The organism is Acinetobacter sp. H1(2024), from assembly GCF_046557555.1.
GTDB classification, from domain to species: domain Bacteria; phylum Pseudomonadota; class Gammaproteobacteria; order Pseudomonadales; family Moraxellaceae; genus Acinetobacter; species Acinetobacter seifertii.
The window spans coordinates 241884-266238 of the sequence record NZ_JBKGFO010000004.1 but is presented as its reverse complement, the minus strand read 5'-3'; the positions used below and the strand labels follow the sequence as shown (position 1 = coordinate 266238).

Below are 24355 nucleotides of genomic sequence, written 5' to 3'. Positions count from 1 at the left end.
GCGGTAATTTTTGATCAATTGTGCTAGTTTGGTTTAACTATTCAGAAAATACGAACAATTAAATGGATCGTTTGCAGCAATTTTTTATTTTTACAGAAGTCGCTAAACGACAAAGCTTTAGTGAGGTTGCACATCGACTCGATTTACCGCGCTCAACAGTAACGAGTGCTATTCAACAGCTTGAGACTCACTATGGCGTACGCTTATTTCATCGAACTACACGTAAAGTCAGTCTTACGCAAGATGGACAGCGAATATTGCCAGAATGCCAAAATCTTTTATTGGACTATGAACAATTAGAACAACTCATTCAGACCCAAAAACAGCATTACCGAGGCACATTAAAAATTTCGATGCCCAGTCGGATTGTGCATCAAGTAATTATTCCTGAACTGTCAGATTTTTATCATCGCTATCCAGATATACATTTGCAGCTCAATAGTTCTGATGACATGACTGACTTAATTGAAAAAGGAATTGACTGTGTTGTTCGGGTAGGTGAGCTAGATAGCAGTAGTTTAATTGCAAGATTTATTGGCCATTTGGTCATGGTGAATTGTGCAAGTAGAGGCTATTTAGAACAGTACGGTATGCCTGAACAATTAGAAGATCTATCTCAGCACAAACTCATTAACTATGCAGGAGCCGTAGGTGAAAAGCAGGGGGAGTTTGTATATCAAGGAGGAAGCGTGATGATGGATAGTGCTTTAAGTGTAAATAATACCGAAGCTTATAGTGCTGCGGCCTGTGCAGGTTTAGGGATTATTCAAGTTCCTTACTATGATGTTCAAGATAAAATTGAACAGGGAATTTTAGTTGAGGTGCTGAGTGTTTATAGTGCACCGTCACTTCCACTTAATATTTTATATCCCAACAGGACTTATATTCCGAAACGATTAGAAGTTTTTATGAATTGGGTGGGAGAGGTTTTAAATCGAAAATGTATCGTCATCTTTTAGTCATAAAAAGAAAATAAGATAACAATAAAAAAAGCCTCTCAAATTGTGAGAGGCTTTTTAGAATTTGGTGGGTCGTCCGCGACTCGAACGCGGGACCAACGGATTAAAAGTCCGCTGCTCTACCAACTGAGCTAACGACCCAAATAGGTTCAAAACAGATAAGTGGTGGGTCGTCCGCGACTCGAACGCGGGACCAACGGATTAAAAGTCCGCTGCTCTACCAACTGAGCTAACGACCCGTATCGTTTTGATGTCGCGTATTTTAGCAAGTTATTCAACTAACACAAGAGGAAATTTAAAAACATTTGCATGATTGCCTATAAAAAGCACGATTTCCTCTTGTTTAGCTAAAAAATGAACTAAAAACGGTATTTATATGCCTGAATGTTGTCAAAAATTTCAGTTGTGATGTCACAGTAACTGCTTGCACCAGGCAATAAAGCGAGTAAACGTTCAGAAGTTTTGCTCGGATTAAACGCATCTTCTTTCAGTTTATTCTTCTGATATTTAAATGTGCCTGTTGTTTCGACCTTTTTTTGTACACGTAAAAATACCGGTACAGCATAAGCAGGCAAACACTTCTTAAACACAGTGACCATTTCGGTTAAATCTGCATCATTTAACTCTTCACCATCTGCCAGCGTAATTGCTGCCATACCAGCACGACCATTGGTATTTGGAATTTCTACACCATAAACGACAGCTTCAGCAATTTTTTCGTATTCGCATACCATGTTTTCCACTTCAGTGGTGGATACGTTTTCACCTTTCCAGCGGAAAGTGTCGCCTAGACGGTCCACAAACTGAGCATGACGGAAACCAATATCTCGAACTAAATCACCTGTGTTGAAATAAGAGTCGCCTTTTTTGAAAACATCTTTCCAAATTACAGATTTGTTCTTTTCAGGGTCTGTATAACCGTCAAATGGAGAGCGGCTAGTAATTTTTCCAACTAGCAGGCCAACCTCACCTGCTTTAACTTTTTGACACCAGCCGTTTTTGTCGCGGATAGGCTCATTTTTCTCTTTATCGAACTGAACAATGGCATATGGTGTAGGAGAGAAGCCAACTGTGTTGTCGAAGTTGAAAATATTGCTAAATCCAACGTTACCTTCGCTCGATGCATAAAGTTCAAGAACTTCTTTAACGCCGAAACGTTGTTTGAACTTGTCCCAGATGTTTGGACGCATGCCGTTACCGATCATTTTGGTGACGCGGTGGTTACGGTCAAGTTCGGTAACTGGAGCATCCATTAGGTAACGGCAAAGTTCGCCAACATAACCAATTGCAGACGCATTAAATTTTTGAACGTCTTTCCAGAATGCGCTAGTCGAATATTTACGTCGAATAGCAAGAGTAGAGCTGCCTGCGATTACACCACACCAGCAAACCACCACACCTGTTGCATGATAAAGCGGCAAGGTAACGTACATAACGTCATCTGGGCCTAAGTTTAAGATATGACCATAAGTGCCATACGCTAATGTCCAGCGACTGTGCTTGAAAATAACAGCCTTTGGCAAACCTGTTGTACCAGAGGTGTAGATATAGAACAGGCCATCATTACCCGTCACAGAACGAGTAGTCGATGGGTTAAATTTTGGAAATTGATCAATTTGTTCAGCTAGATTCGCATAACCTTGAGGTGCTTTACCTGCATTTTGACGTGTTGCTTGATCTGCAAACCAATGAAAACGGTCTTTAGGAACATTTAAGTCTTGGCGAATTTCATCAATAGCTGCTCGAACTTCTTCACCCGCAATAACAGCAATTGGCTTTACGAGATTGATGCTATGAGCGAGAACTTTACCGACTTGAGATGTATTCACAAGTGCAATGGTCACCCCAATTTTAGCCAAACCAACAATTGTTGCGATTAGCTCGGAGCGGTTTTCAATCATTACAGCAATGACGTCCCCTTTACGCGCTCCAATAGAAAGATAGTAATGAGAAATCTGGTTTGCCCATTCATTTAAAGCTTCATAAGAATAACTTTGATCTTCAAATAATAATGCCGTGCCTTTCGGATTCCGTTTAACAGCTTTTTCAAAAGCAATACCCAAACCTGTTGGAGTATGTGATGTTCTTAAATAAGCCTGTTTAAGACCATTTAGGATATGGGGTACTTTGGGAATGAAGCTAGGAAGTCTTGTGGCAACATCACCAAGAGTAATGATATCGGTCTGTGTTGTCTGGCTCATATCAATCCTATTTATTTTTCGATCAATCCAAAAAAGGTTGTGTGGGCAAAAAGTCCAATAGTTTTCATGGTTCACCATGCTTTTAAAACTTTTCTTCTAGTGCAATCAACCTAATTGGTTAAAAATAACAAAAAAAACCTAGTCATCGAAATGACTAGGTTTGTTTAAATTAGCTGCAATTGAGCAAATGGCTTACTCAGCTACAGGATTAGCTTTTTTTGGTGGACGGCCACGAGGACGACGAGGACGACTTGGTTTGTCCTTATCAGCTTTAGAATCTTCTGATTCACTCTCTGTCGGAGCTTCAGTTGACTCAGCAGCTTGTTCTTGAGCTGCTTTAGCTTTTGCCGCTGCTTTTGGCTGTTTCGCAATTGGAGCTTCTACTACAGCTTCAACTGGTGCTTCTTCTACGCTAGTTGCCACCTCAGTTACTTGATCAAGCTCAAGCGGTTGTTGCTTTGATTCAACAGGAGCTTGTGTTTCAGCAACAGGAGCAACAACAGTTTCTTCTACTACAGGAGCAGGGGTAGCTACTTCCTCTTGGGTAGAATGTTGTTGTTTCACTTGCTCAAATGCTTGCTCAGCAGCCAATTTTGCTAAACGGCGACGTTCACGTGGATCATTTGCAACACGTGGAGTCGGCGCTTGCGATGGAGTAAGCGGAAGCACTGGTGCTGGTTCTGCTTCTTCAGCTGGTTTATGGCTTGGAAGTTCTGCATCACGAGTTACCGGTTTTTTCTCTTCTGTTTCTGAAGTTACTTCAACCACCAAAGTACTTGCGTACTGTTCCGTAAACTTCTGCAAAGCACGATTAAACGTTGGTACTAAACCAAATTGTTCAATTAACACAGTGCAGTCTTCGCCATATACGTGACGAATTAAGCTACCAATTGTGTATTGTGCCAAAGTTGGAATTTGCGATGGCGTAACAGTTGGAGTAGCTGCTTTAGCTTGTTTAGCTTCACGTTGCTGACGACGACGCATACGAGGATCGTTGCTAGCACGTTGGATTTGAGGCTGAGTAGCTTCTTTAGTTGGTTGCGCTTCTTTTGTTTCTGCAACAACAGCTTTCTCTTCTACAACTGGTGCAGGAGTTGGCTCTTGAGCAACTTCAACAGGAGCCGCTTCAATACGTTCAACCTTTTGTTCAGGCGTTAGCGCAACAATTTCGCTTTGACCTTGGTCAACGTTGATGATTAAAGCTGTGTTCATGACATCATGTTTAGGTGCGTCAATTACATCCACTTTAACTTGTTTTTCATCAACAACTACTGGTGCCGCTGGCGTATTTTGATTTTCATTTAATACGCTTGGATCGCGATGGCGATTTGGACGGTTTGGACGTTGTTGATTATTACGATCACGGCGTGGAACAACATTCTCAGTTTGTTGTACATCATTATTTTGATGTTGCTGATCTTGGTGTTGTTGACGCTTTTGCTGACGTTTTAATTCACGTTGCTCTTGGCGTGACAATTGAACCACTTCTTCATGAACTTGATGTTGTTGTTCATGAGCTTGGTGATGCTGTTCACGTTGCTCTTTATGTTTACGCTTTTTGTTGTTCTGACGTTGTTGTTGAGATCTATCATCTTTTTCAACATGTTCACGAACTTCTTGTTTCACAGGTGACTGTGAAATATAAGCATTATTTGACTGAACTGGCGCAACTTCTGCAACAGGAGGTACAGCCACTTGACCAAACTGACCACGGCTAACAGCACCAGTATTTACCATTTGCTCAATCGCAGCTGCGGCATTTTGTGCTGAACGAGATTGATCAACAGTTTGCGCTTGTTTTTGAACAAATAAGTTTTCTAACCATGCACAAGGACTTGCCGCTTTTTGAGCTACAGCTTGCTGTGCTACAGGTTGACTTGCTTGGTTTGCTTTTTTCTGAGCTGGAGCATTATTTGAAGTTTGAGCTGTTGCATGTGCATGCCCGTGATCTGCTTCTTCTAAATGCCATTCAGAAGACTCATAACCTAGCTCTTTTTCGCTTGAGCGAGTTGCTTCAGTACGTTCATAGCTAGATGGAGCAAAACCGTCTGGGTTATAAGCAATTTCGTAATGTGGAGTTTCTAAGTGCGGGTGAGGTAATACAGTGACGCGTACACCAGAAGTTTGCTCTAAATACACCAGACTATGGCGTTTTTCATTAAGCAAGAAGGCTGCAATTTCAACTGGAACTTCAACCTGAACTTCACCATGACGTTCACGAAGAGCAATCTCTTCAACTTTACGCATGATTGAAAGAGAAAGCGAGCGTAGGTCACGAACCATGCCTGTACCATGACAGCGAGGGCATACATAACCTGTTGCTTCTTCAAGCGATGGACGTAAGCGTTGACGGCTCATTTCCATTAAGCCAAAACGAGACAACTGACCGAACTGGATACGAGCACGATCGCTTTGGGTTGCTTCACGAAGTTTTGCTTCAACCATACGTTGGTTGCGTTCTTTAGTCATATCGATGAAGTCGATGACAACTAAACCGCCAATGTCGCGAAGACGAAGTTGACGAGCAATTTCTTCTGCTGCTTCTAGGTTTGTATTAAGCGCAGTTTCTTCAACGTCATGTCCACGAGTCGATTTCGCAGAGTTAATGTCGATTGAAACTAAAGCTTCAGTCTGGTCAATTACGATTGAACCACCAGATGGAAGTTTTACTTCACGCTCGTAAGCAGTTTGAATTTGGCTTTCAATACCAAAATGAGCAAACAATGGCTCATTTAAAGTATAAGTTTTTAATTTGTCTAATTGACGAGGCATGACTGCTTTAACAAAGTTATAAGCTTCGTTATAAGCTTGTTCGCTATCAATTAAGATTTCAGCAACGTCATCACGTAAGTAATCACGAATTGCGCGTGTTACAACACCAGCTTCTTGGTGAACAAGCATTGGAGAAGGGCCAGAGCTTGCTGTACTTTGAATTTGTGCCCAAAGGTCAAGTAAGTGCTGTAAATCAAGCTGTAATTCTTCTTGAGTACGACCAATACCAGCAGTACGTACAATCACGCTCATGCCGCGAGGTACATTTAAAGAGGCTAAAATTTCTTTTAACTCTTCGCGTACTGAACCCGAAATTTGACGGCTGATACCGCCACCTTTAGGGTTATTTGGCATAAGAACTAAATAGCGACCTGCTAGAGAAATAAAAGTAGAAAGCGCTGCACCTTTATTGCCACGTTCTTCTTTTTCAACCTGAACTAAAAGCTCTGTGCCTTCAGTAATAAGTTCACGAATGTTTGAAGTCTGACGAGGATCTGCCTGGAAATAGCTATTCGCAATTTCACGCATAGACAAGAAGCCTTGACGGCCTGCGCCGTATTCAACAAAAACAGCTTCTAAAGAAGGTTCTACGCGGGTGACATGGCCTTTATAGATATTGGATTTTTTCTGTTCTCGGGTACGATTCTCTAAATCAAAATCGTAAAGACGATTACCAGTGATAAGTGCAACGCGAACTTCTTCGGCGTGAGTTGCATTAATCAACATACGTTTCATGGGTGTGACACCTAATAGTGACTCACACAAACAAACCAAACAAACTTAAAGGTTCTGAACGAACATCGAACATGACGGATCATTTCCCAGATCTCAAAATACTTGTGGTCTGAGTCATCTGTTACCGGCTACATTTAGCCTTAGCTTCGATTCTCGTCTGTGATGTAGGCAATACTGCTTCAACCTTTAAATCGGAATTCCTTTTTGCTTCACTGGCGGGTGAGCGGTGCATTGGTTAATGACTTTCACTGTCATTGGCCGCGAAGTGACTTCTTTATTGGAAGTTTGATACGGAATGCTCATCGTATCGGTGCTTTCGGCAGTTCCAATGCATCAACGCTTTAGCCTGAAGGCAACATTAAGGATCGATTTGTCTGATGTGTATCAGTTTACGTTCCATAACCAACTAGAGTTGGTAACATATTTTTTTGAACAAACTGAATTAAACGCAACAGTTTGTCATTTTGCCGATATAATAAGCCTTCGGCGTCGGCATAATTCTTTAGGACCAATCCGAGCTGGTGATGAAAGCATCATTTTGATTGAGGTTTCAATCAGGGAAAATTCCCATTAGATGTTCACTTACGGCGGTATCCGTGCGCTGACTATATCAAACCTTGCAGCATCTGCCTATGGGCTAAGCTTAGATTTCTTGTGAAAAAACTAAGCTAATCGGTCATTTATTAATCAAATTTCGTAAAATTTCAGGTTTAAATATTAGTATGAATTCTACACAGCAATGGCAAAGTGTCACTTGGTTTGAGGTGGATGAGCATCAAGCAGGACAACGAATCGATAATTTCCTGTTTTCACGTTTAAAGGGTGTGCCAAAGAGTCGAATTTATCGTTTGATTCGTGAAGGTCAGGTTCGCGTGAATAAAAAACGTATTAAAGCCGAGACCAAACTCGCAATTGGAGATCAAATTCGTGTTGCGCCTATTCGCTATGAACAAAAAGCTGAAACAGCTGTTCCTGTAAGTGATGGTGTGGCACAAAGTTTGTTAAGCCGTGTGGTTTACGAAGATGAAGGTCTATTAGTTGTAAATAAACCATCTGGTATTGCTGTACATGGCGGCAGTGGTGTGGCTTATGGTTTGATTGAGGCACTACGTGCGGCGACAGGCAAAAAATATTTAGAACTCATTCACCGTATTGACCGTGATACTTCTGGTCTGGTCATGATCAGTAAAAAACGTAGCACTTTAAAGTTGCTACAAGATATGTTGCGTGAACACAAAATTCGTAAGACCTATGCAGCTATTGTAAAAGGTCAGGTAAGTCTTGATAAGCAACTCATTGATGCTCCTTTATTCCGCTATGAGTTAGCCAATGGCGAGCGTCGTGTACGTGTATCTAAAGAAGGTAAACCAAGTAAAACTGAATGGGTAGTTGCAGAGCGCTTTAAAAATGCCACGTTGGTTCATGCTTCACCTTTATCAGGTCGCACACATCAAATTCGTGTACATGGTTTAAGTATTGGTCATCCTTTGGTGGGTGATGATAAATACGGACACAACACAGCTTATGCAGGCCCTGAAGCACGCCGTTTGTGTTTACATGCCATGCGTTTAGATATTCCGGGTTATCCGACGATCGAAGCGCCTTTACCAGAAGACATGACCCAGTTATTAGATGCTTTGAGAGTAGCAAAATGAGTCTGAAAACCGAATTAGTGATTTTTGACTGGGATGGTACTTTATATAATTCTGTTGGTCAGATTGTTGCAAGTTTACAGCATGCGGCAGAGCAGCATGAGTTAACTCTGACTGATGAAGCTGCAAAAAGTATTATCGGTTTAGGTTTACCGGAAGTGATGCAAACTTTGTTTCCGGAAGCGCCCGAGCTACATGAATCGATTTTAAAAGCATATGGCGATCACTATATTGCGAACTCGACTAGTGATGCATGGTTTGAGGGTGTTTCTGAACTACTTCATGACTTAAAAGCCCAAGGTTTAAAGCTTGCCGTAGCGACAGGTAAAAACCGTCGTGGGTTGGATCGTGTAATCGCAAAAACACAAAGTACTCATTTGTTTGATGTTACTCGCGCAGCCAATGAAACTCGTTCAAAACCAGATCCCCTTATGTTGCAAGAAATATTAACAGTCACTGGGGTGAGTGTTGAGCGTGCAGTCATGATTGGTGATAGTAGCTATGATCTTGAGATGGCACAGCGTTTAGGGATGCCACGTATTGGTGTAGGCTATGGTGTGCATTCAATCGAAGTATTACAACAGTTCCAGCCTTTAACGATTGCTAAAGATGTACCTGAGCTGCATAACTTTTTAAGAGAGTACGCAAAGTTATCTAATGCAGATGTAGCGTAATTTAGAATCATATAAGAAGGGGGAATTTATTCCCTCTTATTGTAAGTCCAATAACAATAAGACGAGAAAAATGAGCCGTTCGATTCGTTTATTAAATCTTTTACAACAACTCCGTGAATTCCGTTATCCAGTTACTGCCCAAGTCTTGGCTGAACGTATGGGAATTAGTGTTCGTAGTATTTACCGTGATATTGATAGTCTACGTGCACAAGGTGTGAGAATCGATGCATCGGCAGGTTTAGGTTTTCAGCTTAAAGAAGACATTGTATTACCACCAATGACACTCAATGAAGATGAAGTTGAAGCTATTTTTTTGGCACTGTATTGGTTAAAGAGTGTGCCTGACCAGTCTTTACAATCATCATCTACATCCATCTTGGCTAAATTAAATTCTATTTTGCCTGAGCATCGCCAATATTTATTACAGCAAACGACCCTAAGAGCGTTTAACACATGGCTGCCTGTAGATGAAAATCGAGTCGAACAAGTGCGGTTAGCTATTCGGCAGCAAGTCAAAATTTCGATGCATTATCATGATGAACAACAGCGAAGTAGTGTTCGAACCTTGTGGCCTTTTGCTTTGGGATATTTTAATGACAAAATTGTGTTGGCCGCATGGTGTGAACTACGACAGGACTTTCGACATTTTAGAATGGATCGTATTCAACACTTAAGTTTAACCCAAGAGTTATATCCATCATTTAAACAACAACTGTTCCAGCAATGGTGGGCGCAAGAATCGCAAAAGACTACTGACAAAAACTGACAAAAGACACTTGTAGACTAGCATCACGATAAACAAGGAGCCATAAAAAATGAGCCTTAAACTTTATACTAACAAAGAATCGCGTGGTGTGGTTGTCGACTGGCTTTTAGTCGAGCTTGGTGTTGAATGTGAGCGTATTGAAGTCGAATACAAGACTGAGATGAAATCACCAGAATATTTAAAACTTAATCCTTTTGGAAAAGTACCTGTATTGGTAGATGGCGATGTGGTTATTTATGAGTTAGGGGCAATTTGTGCATATCTAGCCGACAAGTTTAGTGACAAAGGTTTAGCACCAGCCTTGAATGATCCAAAGCGTGGTTTGTACTACCGTTGGTTGTTTATGATGGCAGGTCCTTGGGAAGCTGCTGGCGTTGATAAAGCTCTAGGAATAGAAGTAACACCTGAGCAAAAAATGTTTGTTGGTTATGGTGATTACAACGATGCCTACCAAGCTTTAGTTGAAGGATTAAATGAAGCCAATCCATATTTATGTGGTGAACAGTTTACGGCAGCAGATGTAAGTGTGGGCGCGATGCTGTTATGGCAATTGAAAATGAACGCGATTGAATCACACCCTACCATTACACGTTATGTTGAAACGATTAAGCAACGTGAAGGCTTAAAACAAAGTAGCATGGGCGAGTTACTGTAAATTTATACTACTTCGAGCCACCCTTTAGGGTGGCTTTCTGTTTTTTAAACCAAGCGTTTTAGTTACTGATAAAACCAGCAGCCACGTTAATACAAATTGCTAAAATTGTTGTGTTAAAGCCAAATGCCAGCACGAAATGAAATAAGTTGAGCAAACGCATATGCCTAGTCGTGACCGATACATCTGCTGTTTGTGCTGAAGTACCAATAATATAACTAAAATATAAGAAGTCGGGATAAGTTGGATTTTTTGTGCCTGGGAACTCTAATCCGCCACTTTCTTCATTTCTTGATAAAGCCATATAAAAGTCATGTGCATAATGCAAGGCGAAAACTGTGTGCATAAAAAGCCATGCTGAAACAATCGTAAGTAAAGCTAAAGCAACGTGTCCTAATTTTGCATAATGGTCAGAAGGAAGCTGGGACAACTGTACTAAAATAGCAACTAAACACATAGAAATTGCCAGTAAAACAATCAGCATAATCACCCATTTGCTTTCATCTTGTTTTTTAGCTTGTTGCTGCATTTGAGAGTGATCTGCATTTTTCATTAGTTTGAAAACATGCAATAAATATAAACCAATCGAACCATTCCAGCTGACTAATAAAATAGTAGACCATTTCCATGAGGTGAACCAAGTCAATAAAGTTCCTGCAATAACTCCCACAAATAAAGCAATAAAGAAGTGAGGTCGATTTCGCACGCTACGACCCAAATGCTTTAATAGTGCTACCATTTACTCGACACTCCATATGCTCTAGTAAATATTTTTTACTGTTTGGTTAATTTAACATTAAGTTTTATATATGCTTTATGCTTATTAATAATATTTTATAAATTAAAGATAATATATTTATCGAAAATTAAATTACTTCATTAAAGTATAAAATAAATATTAAATGCATTTATTTTATACTTTAATTTAGATTTTCTAACTAATTTATTATTTAAGAGTAAAAGTAGATTTAACTTTGGTGTTTAATCTTGATTCTTATCAAGATGAAATACTTTATTGAGCTGATCAATAAATCTTTTAACACCAACAGATTGTGTATTTTTACGATAACTCACAAATAAATCTAAAGAAGGTAATTCAACATCGAGAGGACGAACCACTGTGTTAGCAACGCCTAACGGAGCAATATAGGCTGGTAAAATCGTGCATCCTAGTCCTGATCCAGCAGAGTTAATGTTCAGTAAAATACTATCTGCCTTTTGTACAATATTGAGGTCAATATTATAAGTTTTAGTAAACTCTAAAATAGTATTATGTAACGTACTAGATTGTTCAGCAGCAGGAATAATGAAATCAATACCATTTAACGCTTTTACGGGGATACGTTCATATTTGGCGAGGGGATGATTTCTTGGTAATAGAAAAATTAGAGGTTCTGTTAAAACAAATTGGCTTTGAATTTCATCAGTTTCAGTATTGTCACGAGTAAACGTGATATCGAGTTCACCTCTTTTTAAGGCTTTGAGTTGCTCCGTATTGTTTAAGCTTGATAGTTCAATCGTAAGGTCTGGGTGTTGTAAGCGTAGATTTGGCAGTACATAGGGGAAAATTTTCATTTCTGCAATGGGGACGAAACCAATGCGTAATAGCTGTTGTTTAGCCTTCGAGACTTGGCGTGCCAAAGCGACTGCCTTATCAGCTTGGGCTAGTGTTAAACGAGCATGTTCTAAAAATACTTCACCTTCTTCTGTTAATTCGACTTTACGTTTTGTGCGATTTAAAAGTCGTACTCCGACATCTTCTTCTAAATCTTTAATTTGTTGGCTAAGGGAGGGTTGCGCGGTATAGAGTTTGAGAGCGGCCTTACTAAAATTTAATTCTTCAGCAACAGTGATGAAATATCGAAGATGGCGTAATTCCATAAGACTAATCCAAAAAATGTCTTACTATGATTTAAGTAAAGTATAAAGCATAAAAGTATATAGCGTGAAGATGCTTTAGATATTTATAAAATAAATGAAAATTTATAAATCATTATTAATTTAATATGAAAAATTTTTTAATTATTAATTTATAAAATATATTAATCCAGCTTCACAATCAAATTTATTTTAAATTCTAGTCATAAATTTTAATTACTCTTGAAAAATAATATGTAATTTTCTCATATTATGAAAAAGACTATTATTTGTAGAAGCTTTGATAGAAGGAAATCTTTGTATAGTTGTGTATCAATAGTATTTTGTTAATAAATGTATCGCTTGTATGTTGCTGTATTTTTCGATTTTATGCATATCAAAAAAGTCAGCAATTTTATAAAAATTGATTAACTGAGATAAAAACAATTCCTCCTTTCGTTATAGGCGGCTTATTATATAGGATTGTTATGTTATACAGTAGCTTTTAATAAACGCTGTAATTAATGAATCACAAACTCAACATATCTAGACATTCTTTTGTGGCAGTTTAGATTGATGTGTGTGGGTGGCGATGAAAATAAAAGGGATATTTATATGATAAATAAATGTAAGTTTCATAGCTTAATTTATTTAAATCGCTAAGATAGAAGACAGTATGATTCATCCTCTCGATGCTACAACCATAGAATAAGCCCATGAAAGACAAGCCGACATTAACGTATCAATTGCCGACTCAGTCCTGTTGGACGCATACTTGGATAAAGCCGCCTTTTTGCCATCCTGAATTGGGCCACGAAAAAGATACTCGTTTTTATAATCAGCAGCCTAGGTCACCAGCACGGGGATCGAAAGAGCTATTACGCTGGTTAGTTACCCGTGAATCTTATACATGGAATGTAGATATTCAACATGAATACGAAGCGCGCATTAATACACCAATTGCGTTGCCACAAAATCGCCCTCATGCGGACTTAGATGATTGGCAAGTTTGGTTTGTCGGTCACGCGACTGTACTTATTCAAATTGGACCATATAACTTTATTACTGACCCAGTATGGTGTGATTATGCGAGTCCACTGCATGGTCGTGGTCCACGTCGTGTATGTCCAGCAGGTTTTGCCTTGGAACAGTTACCAACTATTCATGGAGTTTTACTGAGCCATAATCATTATGATCATATGGATTTAGCAACGCTTGAATGGCTACATAAAAAATTCGCAATGCCGATTTATACAGGGCTAGGTAACGGGTTTTACTTGCCTAAAGAGTTCCATGTCATTGAAATGGACTGGTGGCAGGAAATTCCTTATCACGAGTTAAGAATTGTTTATACACCTGCTCAGCATGGTTCGGGGCGTGGTTTACGTGACCAAAATAAAGCACTTTGGGGCGGGTTTTCGGTTTTAGCAAAAACAGGACATTGTTTTTTTGCTGGTGACACTGGCTATGCAGGGCACTTCAAACAGATACATGCACGTTATGGGGCACCGCGTGTTGCTTTACTTCCAATTGGAGCTTATGAACCTCGTAAACTAATGAGCTATGTTCATATGAATCCTCAAGACGCAGTCCATGCACATTTAGATTTACAAGCCCATCGTTCCGTTGCGATTCACTATCGAACCTTTCAGTTAACAGATGAAAATCGTGAAGATCCAGAGCATGCTTTAGCTCACGCTATTAAAGCTTCTTCAAAACTTGCTAATCCTTTTTATTGTATTCGAGAAGGGCATAAATTGACTGTCTAAAACCTCAATGTTGTATATAAAAAAGCCAGTTCAATGTGAACTGGCTTTTTTGATTTTGACTTAAATTAAGCTAAGTCAAAACGGTCAAGATTCATGACTTTTGTCCATGCTGCAACAAAGTCTTGAACAAATTTTTCTTTACCATCGGCTTGAGCATAAACTTCTGACAAGGCACGTAAAATTGAGTTTGAACCAAAAACTAAGTCATTACGTGTCGCAGTAAATTTGACTGTACCTGTCTTACGATCTTTGCCTTCAAATACTTCACTTGTTGAATCAACAGGTGCCCATACATTCGACATGTCGAGTAAGTTTGTAAAGAAATCTGTGCTGAGTACACCCACTTGCTGAGTGAATACACCATGTTGTGAACCGTCCCAATTGGTGCCCAATACACGTAAACCACCAATTAATGCAGTTAACTCTGGTGCAGTCAAAGTCAGTTGCTGAGCTTTATCAATCAATAAGATTTCAGCTGGTGTGTTGATACCTTCTTTCTTCCAGTTTCTAAAGCCATCAGCAGCGCCGAGCAGCAATTGGAAAGTTTCGATATCAGTTTGACTTTGTAATGCATCAACACGACCAGGAGCAAATGGAACGCTAATGTTAAAGCCTGCCGCTTGAGCAGCTTGCTCTACACCCACGTTACCTGCAAGCACAATTAAGTCAGCCAATGACAATTGGGTCGATGCTTTGAGCTCTTCAATTTTAGTTAAAGTCTCAACAGCTTTTTTATTGACTTCCCAACCACGCTGAGGCGCTAAAGCAATGCGTGCACCGTTTGCACCACCGCGTTTGTCTCCACCACGGAATGTTGATGCTGATGCCCAACCAAGAGAAACTAACTCACCAGCAGATAATCCTAACGCAGCAATTTTTGCTTTTGCATCAGCAATACTTGCAGCAGATGGTATAGCGCTAGCAGCAGGTAATGGGTCTTGCCAAATTAAATCTTCAGCAGGTACTTCAGGGCCTAAATAACGTGCTTTTGGCCCCATATCACGGTGAGTTAACTTGAACCATGCGCGAGCAAATGCATTCGCGAATGCTTGAGGGTCGTCATGGAAGCGACGAGAGATCTTTTCAAACTCAGGGTCAAAACGTAAAGTCAAATCTGTAGTCAGCATAGTTGGCTTACGTTTAACTGACGGATCGAATGGATCAGGAATAATCGCTTCAGCATCTGCTGCTACCCATTGAATTGCACCAGCAGGTGAGCGTTCTTGTACCCACTCGTATTTGAATAGGTTTTCAAAGAAGTAATTGCTCCATTGTGTTGGAGTCTGTGACCAAATCACTTCTAAACCTGAAGTGATCGCATCTTTACCAACACCTGTACCAAAGCTATTTGACCAGCCAAAGCCCATTTGTTCAATTGGAGCACCTTCAGGATCAGCCTGAACATGGTCAGCAGGGGCTGCACCATGTGTTTTACCTAAGGTGTGCCCACCTGCAATCAAAGCAACAATTTCTTCATCATCCATTGCCATGTTGCCGAAAGTCGCACGAATAAATGGAGCAGCCGACCTTGGATCACCACTGGCTTCTGGACCTTCAGGGTTCACATAAATTAGACCCATTTCGGTTGCAGCAAGATTACTGCCTTCCAAAGCTTCAGAGTTACGGTGAGCTAACCATTCTTTTTCATCGCCCCAGTTTACATCGTTATCTGGTTCCCAAACATCTTCACGACCTGCACCAAAACCAAAGGTACGGAAGCCAGAAGATTCAAGTGCAATGTTCCCGGCAAGAATAAATAAATCTGCCCACGATATTTTTTGACCATATTTCTGTTTAACTGGCCATAATAAACGACGTGCTTTATCTAAGCTCGCATTGTCAGGCCAACTATTTAATGGTGCAAAACGTTGTTGACCACGACCTGCACCACCACGGCCATCACCCATGCGATAGGTACCCGCAGCATGCCATGCTAAACGAATAAATAAGCCTGTGTAATTTCCCCAATCGGCTGGCCACCAGTCTTGGGAGTCGGTTAATACATTTTTGATATCAGCTTTAAGGGCGTAGTAGTCAATTTTTTTAAATTCTTCGCGGTAATTAAAATCTTTACCAAGTGGATTAGAGCGTTCTGAATGTTGGTTAAGCAAGTCAACACGTAATTGATTTGGCCACCAGTGTAAATTAGTCGTGCCACCACCGAGGGCTACTTGTGGTTTTGAGTTATGACCTGAAAAGGGACATTTTGATTCGTTTGACATGATTATATTCTCTCTGGGTAATATTTATTTGAGCTTTAAATGGAACCGAATGCTCATTTTCCTGGACTTCTGGGTTAAAAAACGATGTGTATCAAATAAAGAAATGAGAGAACAAGTGGTGAAGTAAACCGTTTAAATTTTTTTCACTGTTATGTCAGCTCATCATTTTTATTCAATACTACATAAGTTTCCTTTGTTTATTATTCCTTCAATTTACTGCATGAAGACTAAAAAACAAGAGGGAAAATGGTTCGACTTTTGCAAATAATGATGCATAGCATGAGCTCCTTAATCATTGAAACATCGCAATATCTTTCAACTTCGTTCTTTAAATATACTAAAATCTGAATATTTATTTTTCAAATGGATTAAATTGTCTATATTGATAGGTAAAACCGATTTCAAGAGTTAAGCAAAATTGTTGAGTACAGTAAATGAGAGTTTGAAATAACGAGAAAATCTAAAAAATAGTTCAATAAAAAAGGAGAGTTAAAACTCTCCTTTTAAAGTATTTAGACGGTGACAAGACGGTTAGATTTAACCATATCGGCTAAACCATGCGTTTTAAAGTAGTACTCAAGCCAGCTTTTTACAATAAGCGGGTTATTCATTTTCATCACATCATCAAGTAATTTTTGAGCATCTGTCATTGGTACATGACAAATTGCTTTACGCACACGTAAGATGTTGCTTGAACTCATAGAAAGGGTATTAAAGCCCATTGCCATCAGTAAGATTGCGGATAAAGGATCACCTGCCATCTCACCACAAATACTTACCGGTTTTTGGTATTTGTGACATTCCTTCACTAGTCGGGTTAAGGCACGCAAAATGGATGGATGGAAGTGTGAATATACGCTGGCCACATGCGGGTTATTACGGTCTACCGCAAGTAAGTATTGAGTTAAATCATTTGAACCAACCGAGAAGAAATCAACAAGCTCTGCAAACTCATCAATTTGTAGCAGTACGCTTGGTACCTCTACCATAATCCCGATTTTTGGTTTAGTAATTTTAACTTGCTCTTCTTCTTGTACAGCGATCCAATCACGCTCAAGTAAATAAAGCACTTCTTCGACTTCACTTACTGTTGTCACCATTGGTAAGAGAATATGCAAATTATTTAAGCCAATACTTGCTTTAAGCATTGCACGAATTTGCGCCGAGAAAATCTCTGGATGATCGAGTGTAAAACGAATACCACGCCATCCTAATGCCGAGTTTTCTTCTTCAATACTGAAGTATGGCAAGTCTTTATCGGCACCAATATCGAGAGTTCGCATGACCACTGGTTTATTGGCAAAGTGGCTCAACTGTTGACGATAGATAGCACGCTGTTCTTCTTCACCAGGGAAACGTTCCCGTAACATGAATGGAATTTCACTTCGGTATAGACCTACACCTTGCGCGCCACGTTGTACGCCGCGAACGACATCAATCATGAGACCTGTATTTACATAAAGTTGAACAGATACACCATCTGGAGTAATCGCTTCTTTGGTCTCGTATTGCTTGAGATCTTTTGCGATTTGCTCATCTTCTTTTTGAATTTCTTTATAACGTTGACGTAAACGACGTGGCGGGTTTACAAAAACTCGGCCCTGATAAGCATCCACAATCATTTCTGCATCATCAAGCGTGTTAACAGGTAGTTCAGTGACCCCAACCACTGTTGGAATACCCAATGCGCGTGCCACAATTACCATATGCGAGTTAGCAGCACCTTCTGAGGTTACAATAGCAGCGATATTATCGACCGGTAACTCGACGAGTGCAGCAGTACTAATTTCTTCACCAATTAAAATACTGTCTGGGCTGAGTTCACGGTGGCTAGAATCTTCTTCTTGTAAACACGCTAAAATACGTCGGCCTAAATCTTTAAGGTCGGAAACGCGTTCGCGAAGATAGTCATCTTCCATTTGTGCAAATAGGGCAGTGTGCTTTTCAATGACACGACGTACAGCACCTTGTGCCCAATGACCATCACGAATCAGATCTTTAATTTCTGCGGGTAATGCATTTTCATCTAGCATTCTTAAGAAAACGCTAAATAAAGCGCGTTCTTCTGCCATGAGTGAATCATGCATTTTTTCGTCTAAAGAACGAATCTCTGAACGAACTGATGAGATCGCTTGATCTAAAAGGCGAAGTTCGTGACTAATATCTTCTGCTTCACGGTCAGGGACAGCGCCCAAATCGGCAGGTGGATACAAAATAATAGCGCGACCTAAAGCAACACCACCTGCACCTGACGCACCTTGGAAGGTTTTATAGGCAGGCCCATTACTTGGCTTACGAAATACATCGATGTTGCCAACCGCGTGAGCATGCGCAATCACCCCAGAAAGCTGAGCACAGAGCGTAACTAAAAAGGATTCGGCTGCTTCGCTAAAGTCTTGAGGAAGTCTATTTTGGACAACTAAAACGCCCATAACTTTACGACGGTACATGACAGGTACGCCGAGGAATGAGTTATAAATTTCTTCGCCCGTTTCAGGTAAATACAAGAAGCGCTCATGTTTTGGGGCATTGTCAAGGTTAACAATTTCTTCACGTTGCCCAACCAAGCCGACCAAGCCTTCACCTATCTGCAATGAGACATGACCAACAGATTCTGGATTTAAGCCTTTTGAGGCCATCAAGACGTAACGCTGGTTGCGTTCATCGAGTAAATAAATAGAGCAAACATCCACTTTCATGGCCTCAGCAACCTGATTGACCATAATGTCTAACGATTCATGCAAACTCACGGACGCATTAATCTCTTGGACAATGCGTCTTAGAGTTTCGAGTTGCATGTTTGACATGGATGTATACTCCAGTATTTTTTAGACTATGAATGTATTTATAACAGCACTTTTAATAAAAATCATTTGCTAGATAAATGATTTTTAGGGTAATTGTTGCAACGGCAACTGTGTACACAACTCCACCATGGCTTTGCGGTAAACATCACGCTTGAAGTTGACCACTTGACCAAGAGGATACCAATAGCTAACCCACTGCCATTCGTCAAATTCGGGCGGGTCAGAGAGGTTTAACTGAATGTTTTTTGCAGGTGCAGTTAACTTCAGTAAAAACCATTTTTGTTTCTGTCCGATACATACAGGGTCAGAGTCTGACCGAATGTACCGATGTGGCAAACGATAACGCAGCCATCCTTTGGTTTGCGCAATAATCTGGACATGTTCGGGCAATAAGCCGATTTCTTCTCTCAGTTCTCGAAAAAGTGCCTGTTCAGGGGTTTCTCCAAACTGGATGCCTCCTTGTGGAAATTGCCAAGCATTGTGACCAATGCGCTTTGCCCATAAAACCTGTCCATCATCGTTTGCCAAAATGATCCCGACATTGGGTCGGAAACCTTCTGAGTCGATCATTTGGCTACCTAAATATTTATCTATATCGTTGACTTTAATCGCGGGGACAAACACTTTTTTATGTCCAGCTCGAAAAGATCAAAGTAAAATGTTTAAATTGCTACGATCTTAACGAATTTCTATCGACTAGCGGAGATAGATTTACATTTTTTTTCTTAAATTTCAGTTTAAACGAGAATTTTCATGAAACTGGCGTTGTTTGATTTAGACCATACCTTGTTAAATACCGATTCAGACCACTCGTGGGGTGAATTTTTAGTCAATGAAGGTTTGGTTGATCCGGTTCATCATCGTCAGATGAATGATAAATTTTATGAAGATTACAAAGCAGGGCAACTTGACCCATATGCTTATAATGAATTCGTTTTTGGTTTCTTAACAAAACATGACAATAGCTACTTAACAGAGCTTCACCAATTGTTCATGCAAAAAGTGATTCGTCCACAAATGCGCCCTAAAGGCTTCGATGCGATTAAGAAACACCAAGACTTAGGTCATACCATTGTGGGTATTACGGCAACAAGTGATTTTATTACCGCGCCAATTTTTCGTGAATTTGGTATTACTGAAATTTTAGCGACCAATGCTGAAGTTGTTGACGGTAAATATACTGGTAAAGTTGCGGGCTTGGCATGTTATCAAAAAGGTAAACTAGCACGTCTTGACGATTGGTTGGCTGGACGCAGTGTGTCTGAGTCTTGGGCTTATTCAGACTCAATCAATGACCGTTTTTTACTTGAATATGCAACACATGCGATTGCGGTAAATCCTGATGATCGTCTAGAAAAGTTAGCTCAAGAGCATAACTGGGAAATTCAGGACTGGTCGATTTAAGATGATCGAGTCGGAAGAGCTATGGGTTAGATAAGCTCTTCCAACTTTTAATTCATTAGGTTTAAATCATTTTTTTATATTTCTTGAAAATCCTAATCCAAAAATAAATATTGATAAGTTCAATAAAAATAAATTTTAAAAATGAGGTAATAATGTCAAAGACACCACAGATTAAATTACCAAGCCAACTTTGGAATGATCAAAGTATTGATTTAACACGCCATCGCTATCAGGGGAAATTACTGAGCAAAAGTGAAGGTTTTAAATTAGGTAAGGCTCAACGTAAAAAAGTACCACGTGAACAGTTGTCAAAACTTTCTGAACGACCAAAAGATACAACTGCTTTAACGATCTATGATTGGAGTAACCAAGGAAGGTTAGAGAAACTCAAACCGATTCGTGCAAAACGGATGAGTGTTTCACCATTTACATTTTATCGTGGCATGCCTTCTTTGATGTTATTTGACCAAGCATGGGAGCAAATAAATACAGGTTTATTTCAGCAAATTTGTGGTGATTGTCATTTAAGTAATTTTGGTGGTTTTGCGAGTCCAGAACGTAACTTGTTATTTGGACTCAATGATTTTGATGAAACTTTAGTTGCCCCATTTGAATGGGATGTAAAGCGTTTAGCAACCAGTTTTGTGATTGCAGCTCGTGATATTAATCTTGCAGATAAGGTGGGTTTAAGGGCAATTAAAATAATGCTGAATAGTTACCGTCAGCACTTATTAGAAAATGCGAAACTTTCACCACTACAAGTTTGGTATGAAAAAATTGATGCCATTACCTTATTAGAAAATACTGAATGCCGAAAACTTAGAAAGAAAAGCGAAAAGGATATTGATTCGGCACAGAAAAAAACTGTGTATTCTGTTTTGCCGAAGCTTACCCAGCAAGACCAAGAGACAGGATTGCGTCATTTTGTAGATGATGTGCCGTTATTATGGCACCCCAGTGCAGATGAACCATTTAGTAAAGATGTTGATGTATTCTTTCAACAATACCGTGATTCTTTGAAATATGATCGCCAAGTCCTTTTTGATCGTTATCAATGTACAGATGTGGCTTTTAAAGTGGTTGGTATTGGAAGTGTTGGTACCAGATCTGCGATTGCATTATTTCAAGATGCAGATCGGGAGCCGTTAATTTTACAAATGAAAGAAGCGAATCCATCAATTCTTAGTCCGTTATTTGTAGAAAAAGTAAATCACGAAGGTGAACGTGTAATACATGGACAGCAACTGATGCAGGCCGCAAGTGATATATTTCTTGGATTTTCCTCAATATCAACTCAACATTTTCATGTACGTCAGTTACGTGATATGAAAATCTCTTTTAATCTTAATGATATGGATGAAGAGTATTTCTATAAGTATGCTGAAGATTGTGGCTTAGCTTTAGCGCATGCCCATGCAAAATCTGGAAATGCAGATGTACTTATGGGATATCTTGGAGAGGGTGATACGATTGTAGACGTATTACAAACCTATGCAGAAGAATATGCAGAGCGTAATTTAAACGACTATCAGCAATTTATGAATGAAATTGCTGATGGTCAGATTCAGCTCGCTGGAGATAATGCACTTTAATAAATTACTTAACTTTGCCTGTGGTATACCAAATATTTGGATCAGGGTTTTGTTGATGCCAAAGCTTAAATTGAGCCTGCCATTGCTGAAAGGGCTCCGATAAAGTAGGGCGTGGGTCATCACTTAGACTATAAGCCATGCCTTCTACTAGCCATTTAGGTTTAGTCAGCATTGCAATATTTCCCCATTCTTCGGCTTGTCGGTGATGAATAAGTTCATGGGTGATGTAGAAATCTTTCCAGCCACGCGGTGCAACCAATAACCCCAAATTACCAACTGCTTTCGCGGCTGCTTTTTCCATACCAAAGGTATTTGCACATTGTGGAGTTGAGCAAAAAACCATAGTGGGCTGTTGATGAAAAGCACCTACTTTATCTTGGGTTTCTTGTAATGCACGATTATAAAGTGTCTTTGCAAGAGGCTCTGTCTTTGGATCATCTACACATATATGATCTTCACAATGTAATAGTGAAAGATGATGTGCGAAAACAACACGTATCGGTTTAAACCAGATCAATGTTGCAAGCATTAAGACCGCTAAAGTTACGAATCCGTATAAACCAATTTTAATTGTCTTTGAATATTGATTATTCACGATCATGAATCTTAAGTGAAAAGTGTAATGATAGTAGAGTAAAGGGTATATATTTACAGTATCATTTCCGATCAATATATGACTTTATTAATTAAAATAGCATGGCTAAAAACAGACGTACTAAAAATGAAAGCAGCAATAATTTCTTTGAAGAATTTATAGATCAGCTTATTACCGCTATTTTTGGTGAATTATTTATTTATATCATTGCCTTACTGTTTATGAGTGCAATTGGTGGAATTATTTTTGCTGCTATATTTTTCAGTTGGGGAGTTCTGTTTTTACTACTGCCTTTCGCAGTTTTGATTTATATCCTTTTTAAAAAATATAGTCATTAATACAGTTATTCCTGCATCATTTTAATCAACTCTTGCATAGCTCTAGATTGTGTACGTGCAGGGTGCCATACCATACCTAGCTGTCGATTCATCTCGACATCTAAGTCAAGCTGTTGCATATCTTGATTCAGCAATGTTTTTGGTAGTACTGACCAACCTAAACCAATCGACACCAACATACGAATAGACTCAAGCGGGTTATTACTCATGGTGATTTTTGGTTTAAGTCCTTGTTTTTCAAACTCGGCTAAAGTGATTTGAGCTGTATAAGTTTGTGCGGCAGGCAGCAAACTTGGGTATTCGATTAAGTCTTGTAAGGTCAAATTCTTTTTTTGAGCCAATGGATGAAATGGGGCAGCTACAAAAACTAAAGGGTCATTCCAGATGGTAATGTAGTTAAGACGCTCATCTCCTGAAGGAGGAAGCGTTAAAAATGCAAGTTCTAAATCACCAGCAAGGACCTGTTCGTGTGCTTGTTCAGAGTCAACAAAATGCACGTCTAGAGTGACTTGTGGAAACTGCTGAACAAAATGCTTAAGTGGTGCAGGTAAATGATGTAAACCAATATGGTGACTCGTACCGACTTTTAAACGGCCTTGTATTTGCGTTTGTTCATGACTCAGTGTGTGGTGAATATCTTTAAGTTCATTTAACCAGTTTTTGACTTTTGGTAATAACGAATGTGCAGCATGAGTAGCTTGAACCCCACGTCCTGCCGACTCAAATAGCTTTACGCCGAAGTATTCTTCGAGGCTATGAATACGTTTGGTGACAGCAGGCTGGGTAATAAAGAGTTGATCTGCAGCAACAGAGATAGACCCTGTTTCCATAACTTTTACAAAAGCTTCAAAGGCTGCCAGATTCATAATACAACTCTACTTGGAATAGAAAAATCGAGAGAGGCTAAAGTCGCCAAGCCAAAATCGTATCATGCTTGCAGCTAAACGTTCTATAAACTTGTGATTTCGCGTATTAATCTTAACCTAAGCAGTTGTCTCTTTTTCGTCTAAAGCTGATATACGGCGGTCTTTTGCTGCCCATACTTTTTCATGAAAGAAAAATGCAAATGCTTGTACGGTTGGTTCTAACATACTTAAGGTTAAAGCCATCCAAATGTTACCTGTTACAAAGTACGCGACTAGCATTGCTACTGTAATATGCATAATGTAGTAACTTAAGGTTTTCTTTAATGTACGTTGATTTTTTACAACGAATTTTTGAATATTAGCCATCATCATTCTCTCTACCTATATTTGATATTTTTAGTATAGAGATGAGAGTATAAGATTAAAAATGGATTATGCAAATGATAATCATTACCAAAGCCGATTTAAATATTTTTGAGTAATATTAATAAACA

The 24355-nt window shown here is 39.5% G+C and carries 19 protein-coding genes and 2 tRNA genes; 9 read left to right on the top strand and 12 right to left on the bottom strand.

The genetic code is table 11. The features are described 5' to 3' along the window. Positions 1-62 precede the first annotated feature (62 nt). Positions 63-959 carry a LysR family transcriptional regulator gene (locus ACLCEG_RS13140; RefSeq protein WP_410567826.1) on the top strand — a complete coding sequence of 299 codons (897 nt, stop codon included), beginning with the start codon at positions 63-65 and terminating at the stop codon, positions 957-959. 65 nt (positions 960-1024) lie between these two features. On the opposite strand, the gene ACLCEG_RS13135 is transcribed toward ACLCEG_RS13140, so the two are convergent. The 4 genes from ACLCEG_RS13135 to ACLCEG_RS13120 form a co-directional block, all read right to left on the bottom strand. After that, positions 1025-1100, bottom strand: a tRNA-Lys gene (locus ACLCEG_RS13135). Positions 1101-1122: 22 nt separating this feature from the next. Continuing rightward, positions 1123-1198: transfer RNA gene (locus tag ACLCEG_RS13130), tRNA-Lys, on the bottom strand. Between the two features lie 120 nt (positions 1199-1318). Beyond that, positions 1319-3160: a long-chain-acyl-CoA synthetase gene (locus ACLCEG_RS13125; protein ID WP_410567824.1), complete on the bottom strand. Its 1842-nt coding sequence runs from the start codon at positions 3158-3160 to the stop codon at positions 1319-1321. Positions 3161-3352: 192 nt separating this feature from the next. Continuing rightward, positions 3353-6667 carry an Rne/Rng family ribonuclease gene (locus ACLCEG_RS13120; protein ID WP_410567822.1) on the bottom strand — a complete coding sequence of 1105 codons (3315 nt, stop codon included), beginning with the start codon at positions 6665-6667 and terminating at the stop codon, positions 3353-3355. Between the two features lie 722 nt (positions 6668-7389). Here ACLCEG_RS13120 and ACLCEG_RS13115 point away from each other — a divergent pair. The 4 genes from ACLCEG_RS13115 to ACLCEG_RS13100 all read left to right on the top strand — a co-directional run bounded on the left by ACLCEG_RS13115 (position 7390) and on the right by ACLCEG_RS13100 (position 10414). Further along, positions 7390-8322 carry an RluA family pseudouridine synthase gene (locus ACLCEG_RS13115; RefSeq protein WP_410567820.1) on the top strand — a complete coding sequence of 311 codons (933 nt, stop codon included), beginning with the start codon at positions 7390-7392 and terminating at the stop codon, positions 8320-8322. Continuing rightward, a complete protein-coding gene (locus ACLCEG_RS13110) occupies positions 8319-8993 on the top strand; it encodes an HAD-IA family hydrolase (RefSeq protein WP_039251825.1) in 675 nt (224 codons plus the stop codon). The genes ACLCEG_RS13115 and ACLCEG_RS13110 overlap by 4 nt, the downstream gene beginning before the upstream one ends. 70 nt (positions 8994-9063) lie before the next feature. Then, a complete protein-coding gene (locus ACLCEG_RS13105) occupies positions 9064-9759 on the top strand; it encodes a helix-turn-helix transcriptional regulator (RefSeq protein WP_410567818.1) in 696 nt (231 codons plus the stop codon). 49 nt (positions 9760-9808) lie between these two features. After that, positions 9809-10414 (top strand): glutathione S-transferase family protein, encoded by a 606-nt coding sequence (locus ACLCEG_RS13100; RefSeq protein ID WP_107972849.1) that lies wholly within the window; start codon positions 9809-9811, stop codon positions 10412-10414. Positions 10415-10472: 58 nt separating this feature from the next. Here ACLCEG_RS13100 and ACLCEG_RS13095 read toward each other — a convergent pair whose 3' ends face one another. Both ACLCEG_RS13095 and hcaR read right to left on the bottom strand, forming a co-directional pair. Continuing rightward, the gene (locus ACLCEG_RS13095; protein WP_004698937.1) at positions 10473-11150 is read right to left on the bottom strand and encodes a DUF1345 domain-containing protein; all 678 of its coding nucleotides are present in this window, start codon (positions 11148-11150) and stop codon (positions 10473-10475) included. 242 nt (positions 11151-11392) lie between these two features. Next, on the bottom strand, positions 11393-12292 hold the full coding sequence (gene hcaR / locus ACLCEG_RS13090; protein ID WP_019458017.1) for a DNA-binding transcriptional regulator HcaR: 900 nt from the start codon (positions 12290-12292) through the stop codon (positions 11393-11395). Positions 12293-12984: 692 nt separating this feature from the next. Between hcaR and ACLCEG_RS13085 the strand changes: the two genes are divergently transcribed. Further along, a complete protein-coding gene (locus ACLCEG_RS13085; protein ID WP_004698935.1) occupies positions 12985-14037 on the top strand; it encodes an MBL fold metallo-hydrolase in 1053 nt (350 codons plus the stop codon). Between the two features lie 65 nt (positions 14038-14102). Here the strand turns inward: ACLCEG_RS13085 and katG are convergent, their stop codons facing one another. The 3 genes from katG to ACLCEG_RS13070 all read right to left on the bottom strand — a co-directional run bounded on the left by katG (position 14103) and on the right by ACLCEG_RS13070 (position 19636). Next, a complete protein-coding gene (gene katG / locus ACLCEG_RS13080) occupies positions 14103-16259 on the bottom strand; it encodes a catalase/peroxidase HPI (protein ID WP_077164960.1) in 2157 nt (718 codons plus the stop codon). 512 nt (positions 16260-16771) lie between these two features. After that, positions 16772-19066, bottom strand: a complete 2295-nt coding sequence (gene ptsP / locus ACLCEG_RS13075; protein ID WP_410567816.1) for a phosphoenolpyruvate--protein phosphotransferase — start codon at positions 19064-19066, stop codon at positions 16772-16774. An 84-nt stretch (positions 19067-19150) separates the two neighbouring features. After that, complete coding sequence (locus ACLCEG_RS13070) at positions 19151-19636, bottom strand: RNA pyrophosphohydrolase (protein WP_019458019.1); 486 nt, start codon at positions 19634-19636, stop codon at positions 19151-19153. 183 nt (positions 19637-19819) lie between these two features. Here ACLCEG_RS13070 and ACLCEG_RS13065 point away from each other — a divergent pair, with 183 nt between their 5' ends. Both ACLCEG_RS13065 and ACLCEG_RS13060 read left to right on the top strand, forming a co-directional pair. Continuing rightward, a complete protein-coding gene (locus ACLCEG_RS13065) occupies positions 19820-20470 on the top strand; it encodes an HAD family hydrolase (protein WP_019458020.1) in 651 nt (216 codons plus the stop codon). Positions 20471-20622: 152 nt separating this feature from the next. Then, positions 20623-22062 (top strand): DUF2252 domain-containing protein, encoded by a 1440-nt coding sequence (locus ACLCEG_RS13060; RefSeq protein ID WP_410567814.1) that lies wholly within the window; start codon positions 20623-20625, stop codon positions 22060-22062. Between the two features lie 4 nt (positions 22063-22066). On the opposite strand, the gene ACLCEG_RS13055 is transcribed toward ACLCEG_RS13060, so the two are convergent. Next, positions 22067-22663 carry a hypothetical protein gene (locus ACLCEG_RS13055; RefSeq protein WP_410567812.1) on the bottom strand — a complete coding sequence of 199 codons (597 nt, stop codon included), beginning with the start codon at positions 22661-22663 and terminating at the stop codon, positions 22067-22069. Between the two features lie 95 nt (positions 22664-22758). Between ACLCEG_RS13055 and ACLCEG_RS13050 the strand changes: the two genes are divergently transcribed. Next, the gene (locus ACLCEG_RS13050; protein ID WP_039250304.1) at positions 22759-22995 is read left to right on the top strand and encodes a hypothetical protein; all 237 of its coding nucleotides are present in this window, start codon (positions 22759-22761) and stop codon (positions 22993-22995) included. A 5-nt stretch (positions 22996-23000) separates the two neighbouring features. On the opposite strand, the gene ACLCEG_RS13045 is transcribed toward ACLCEG_RS13050, so the two are convergent. Beyond that, the gene (locus tag ACLCEG_RS13045) at positions 23001-23861 is read right to left on the bottom strand and encodes a LysR family transcriptional regulator (RefSeq protein WP_191012538.1); all 861 of its coding nucleotides are present in this window, start codon (positions 23859-23861) and stop codon (positions 23001-23003) included. Between the two features lie 117 nt (positions 23862-23978). After that, on the bottom strand, positions 23979-24233 hold the full coding sequence (locus ACLCEG_RS13040) for a DUF2061 domain-containing protein (protein ID WP_171220341.1): 255 nt from the start codon (positions 24231-24233) through the stop codon (positions 23979-23981). Positions 24234-24355 lie beyond the last annotated feature (122 nt).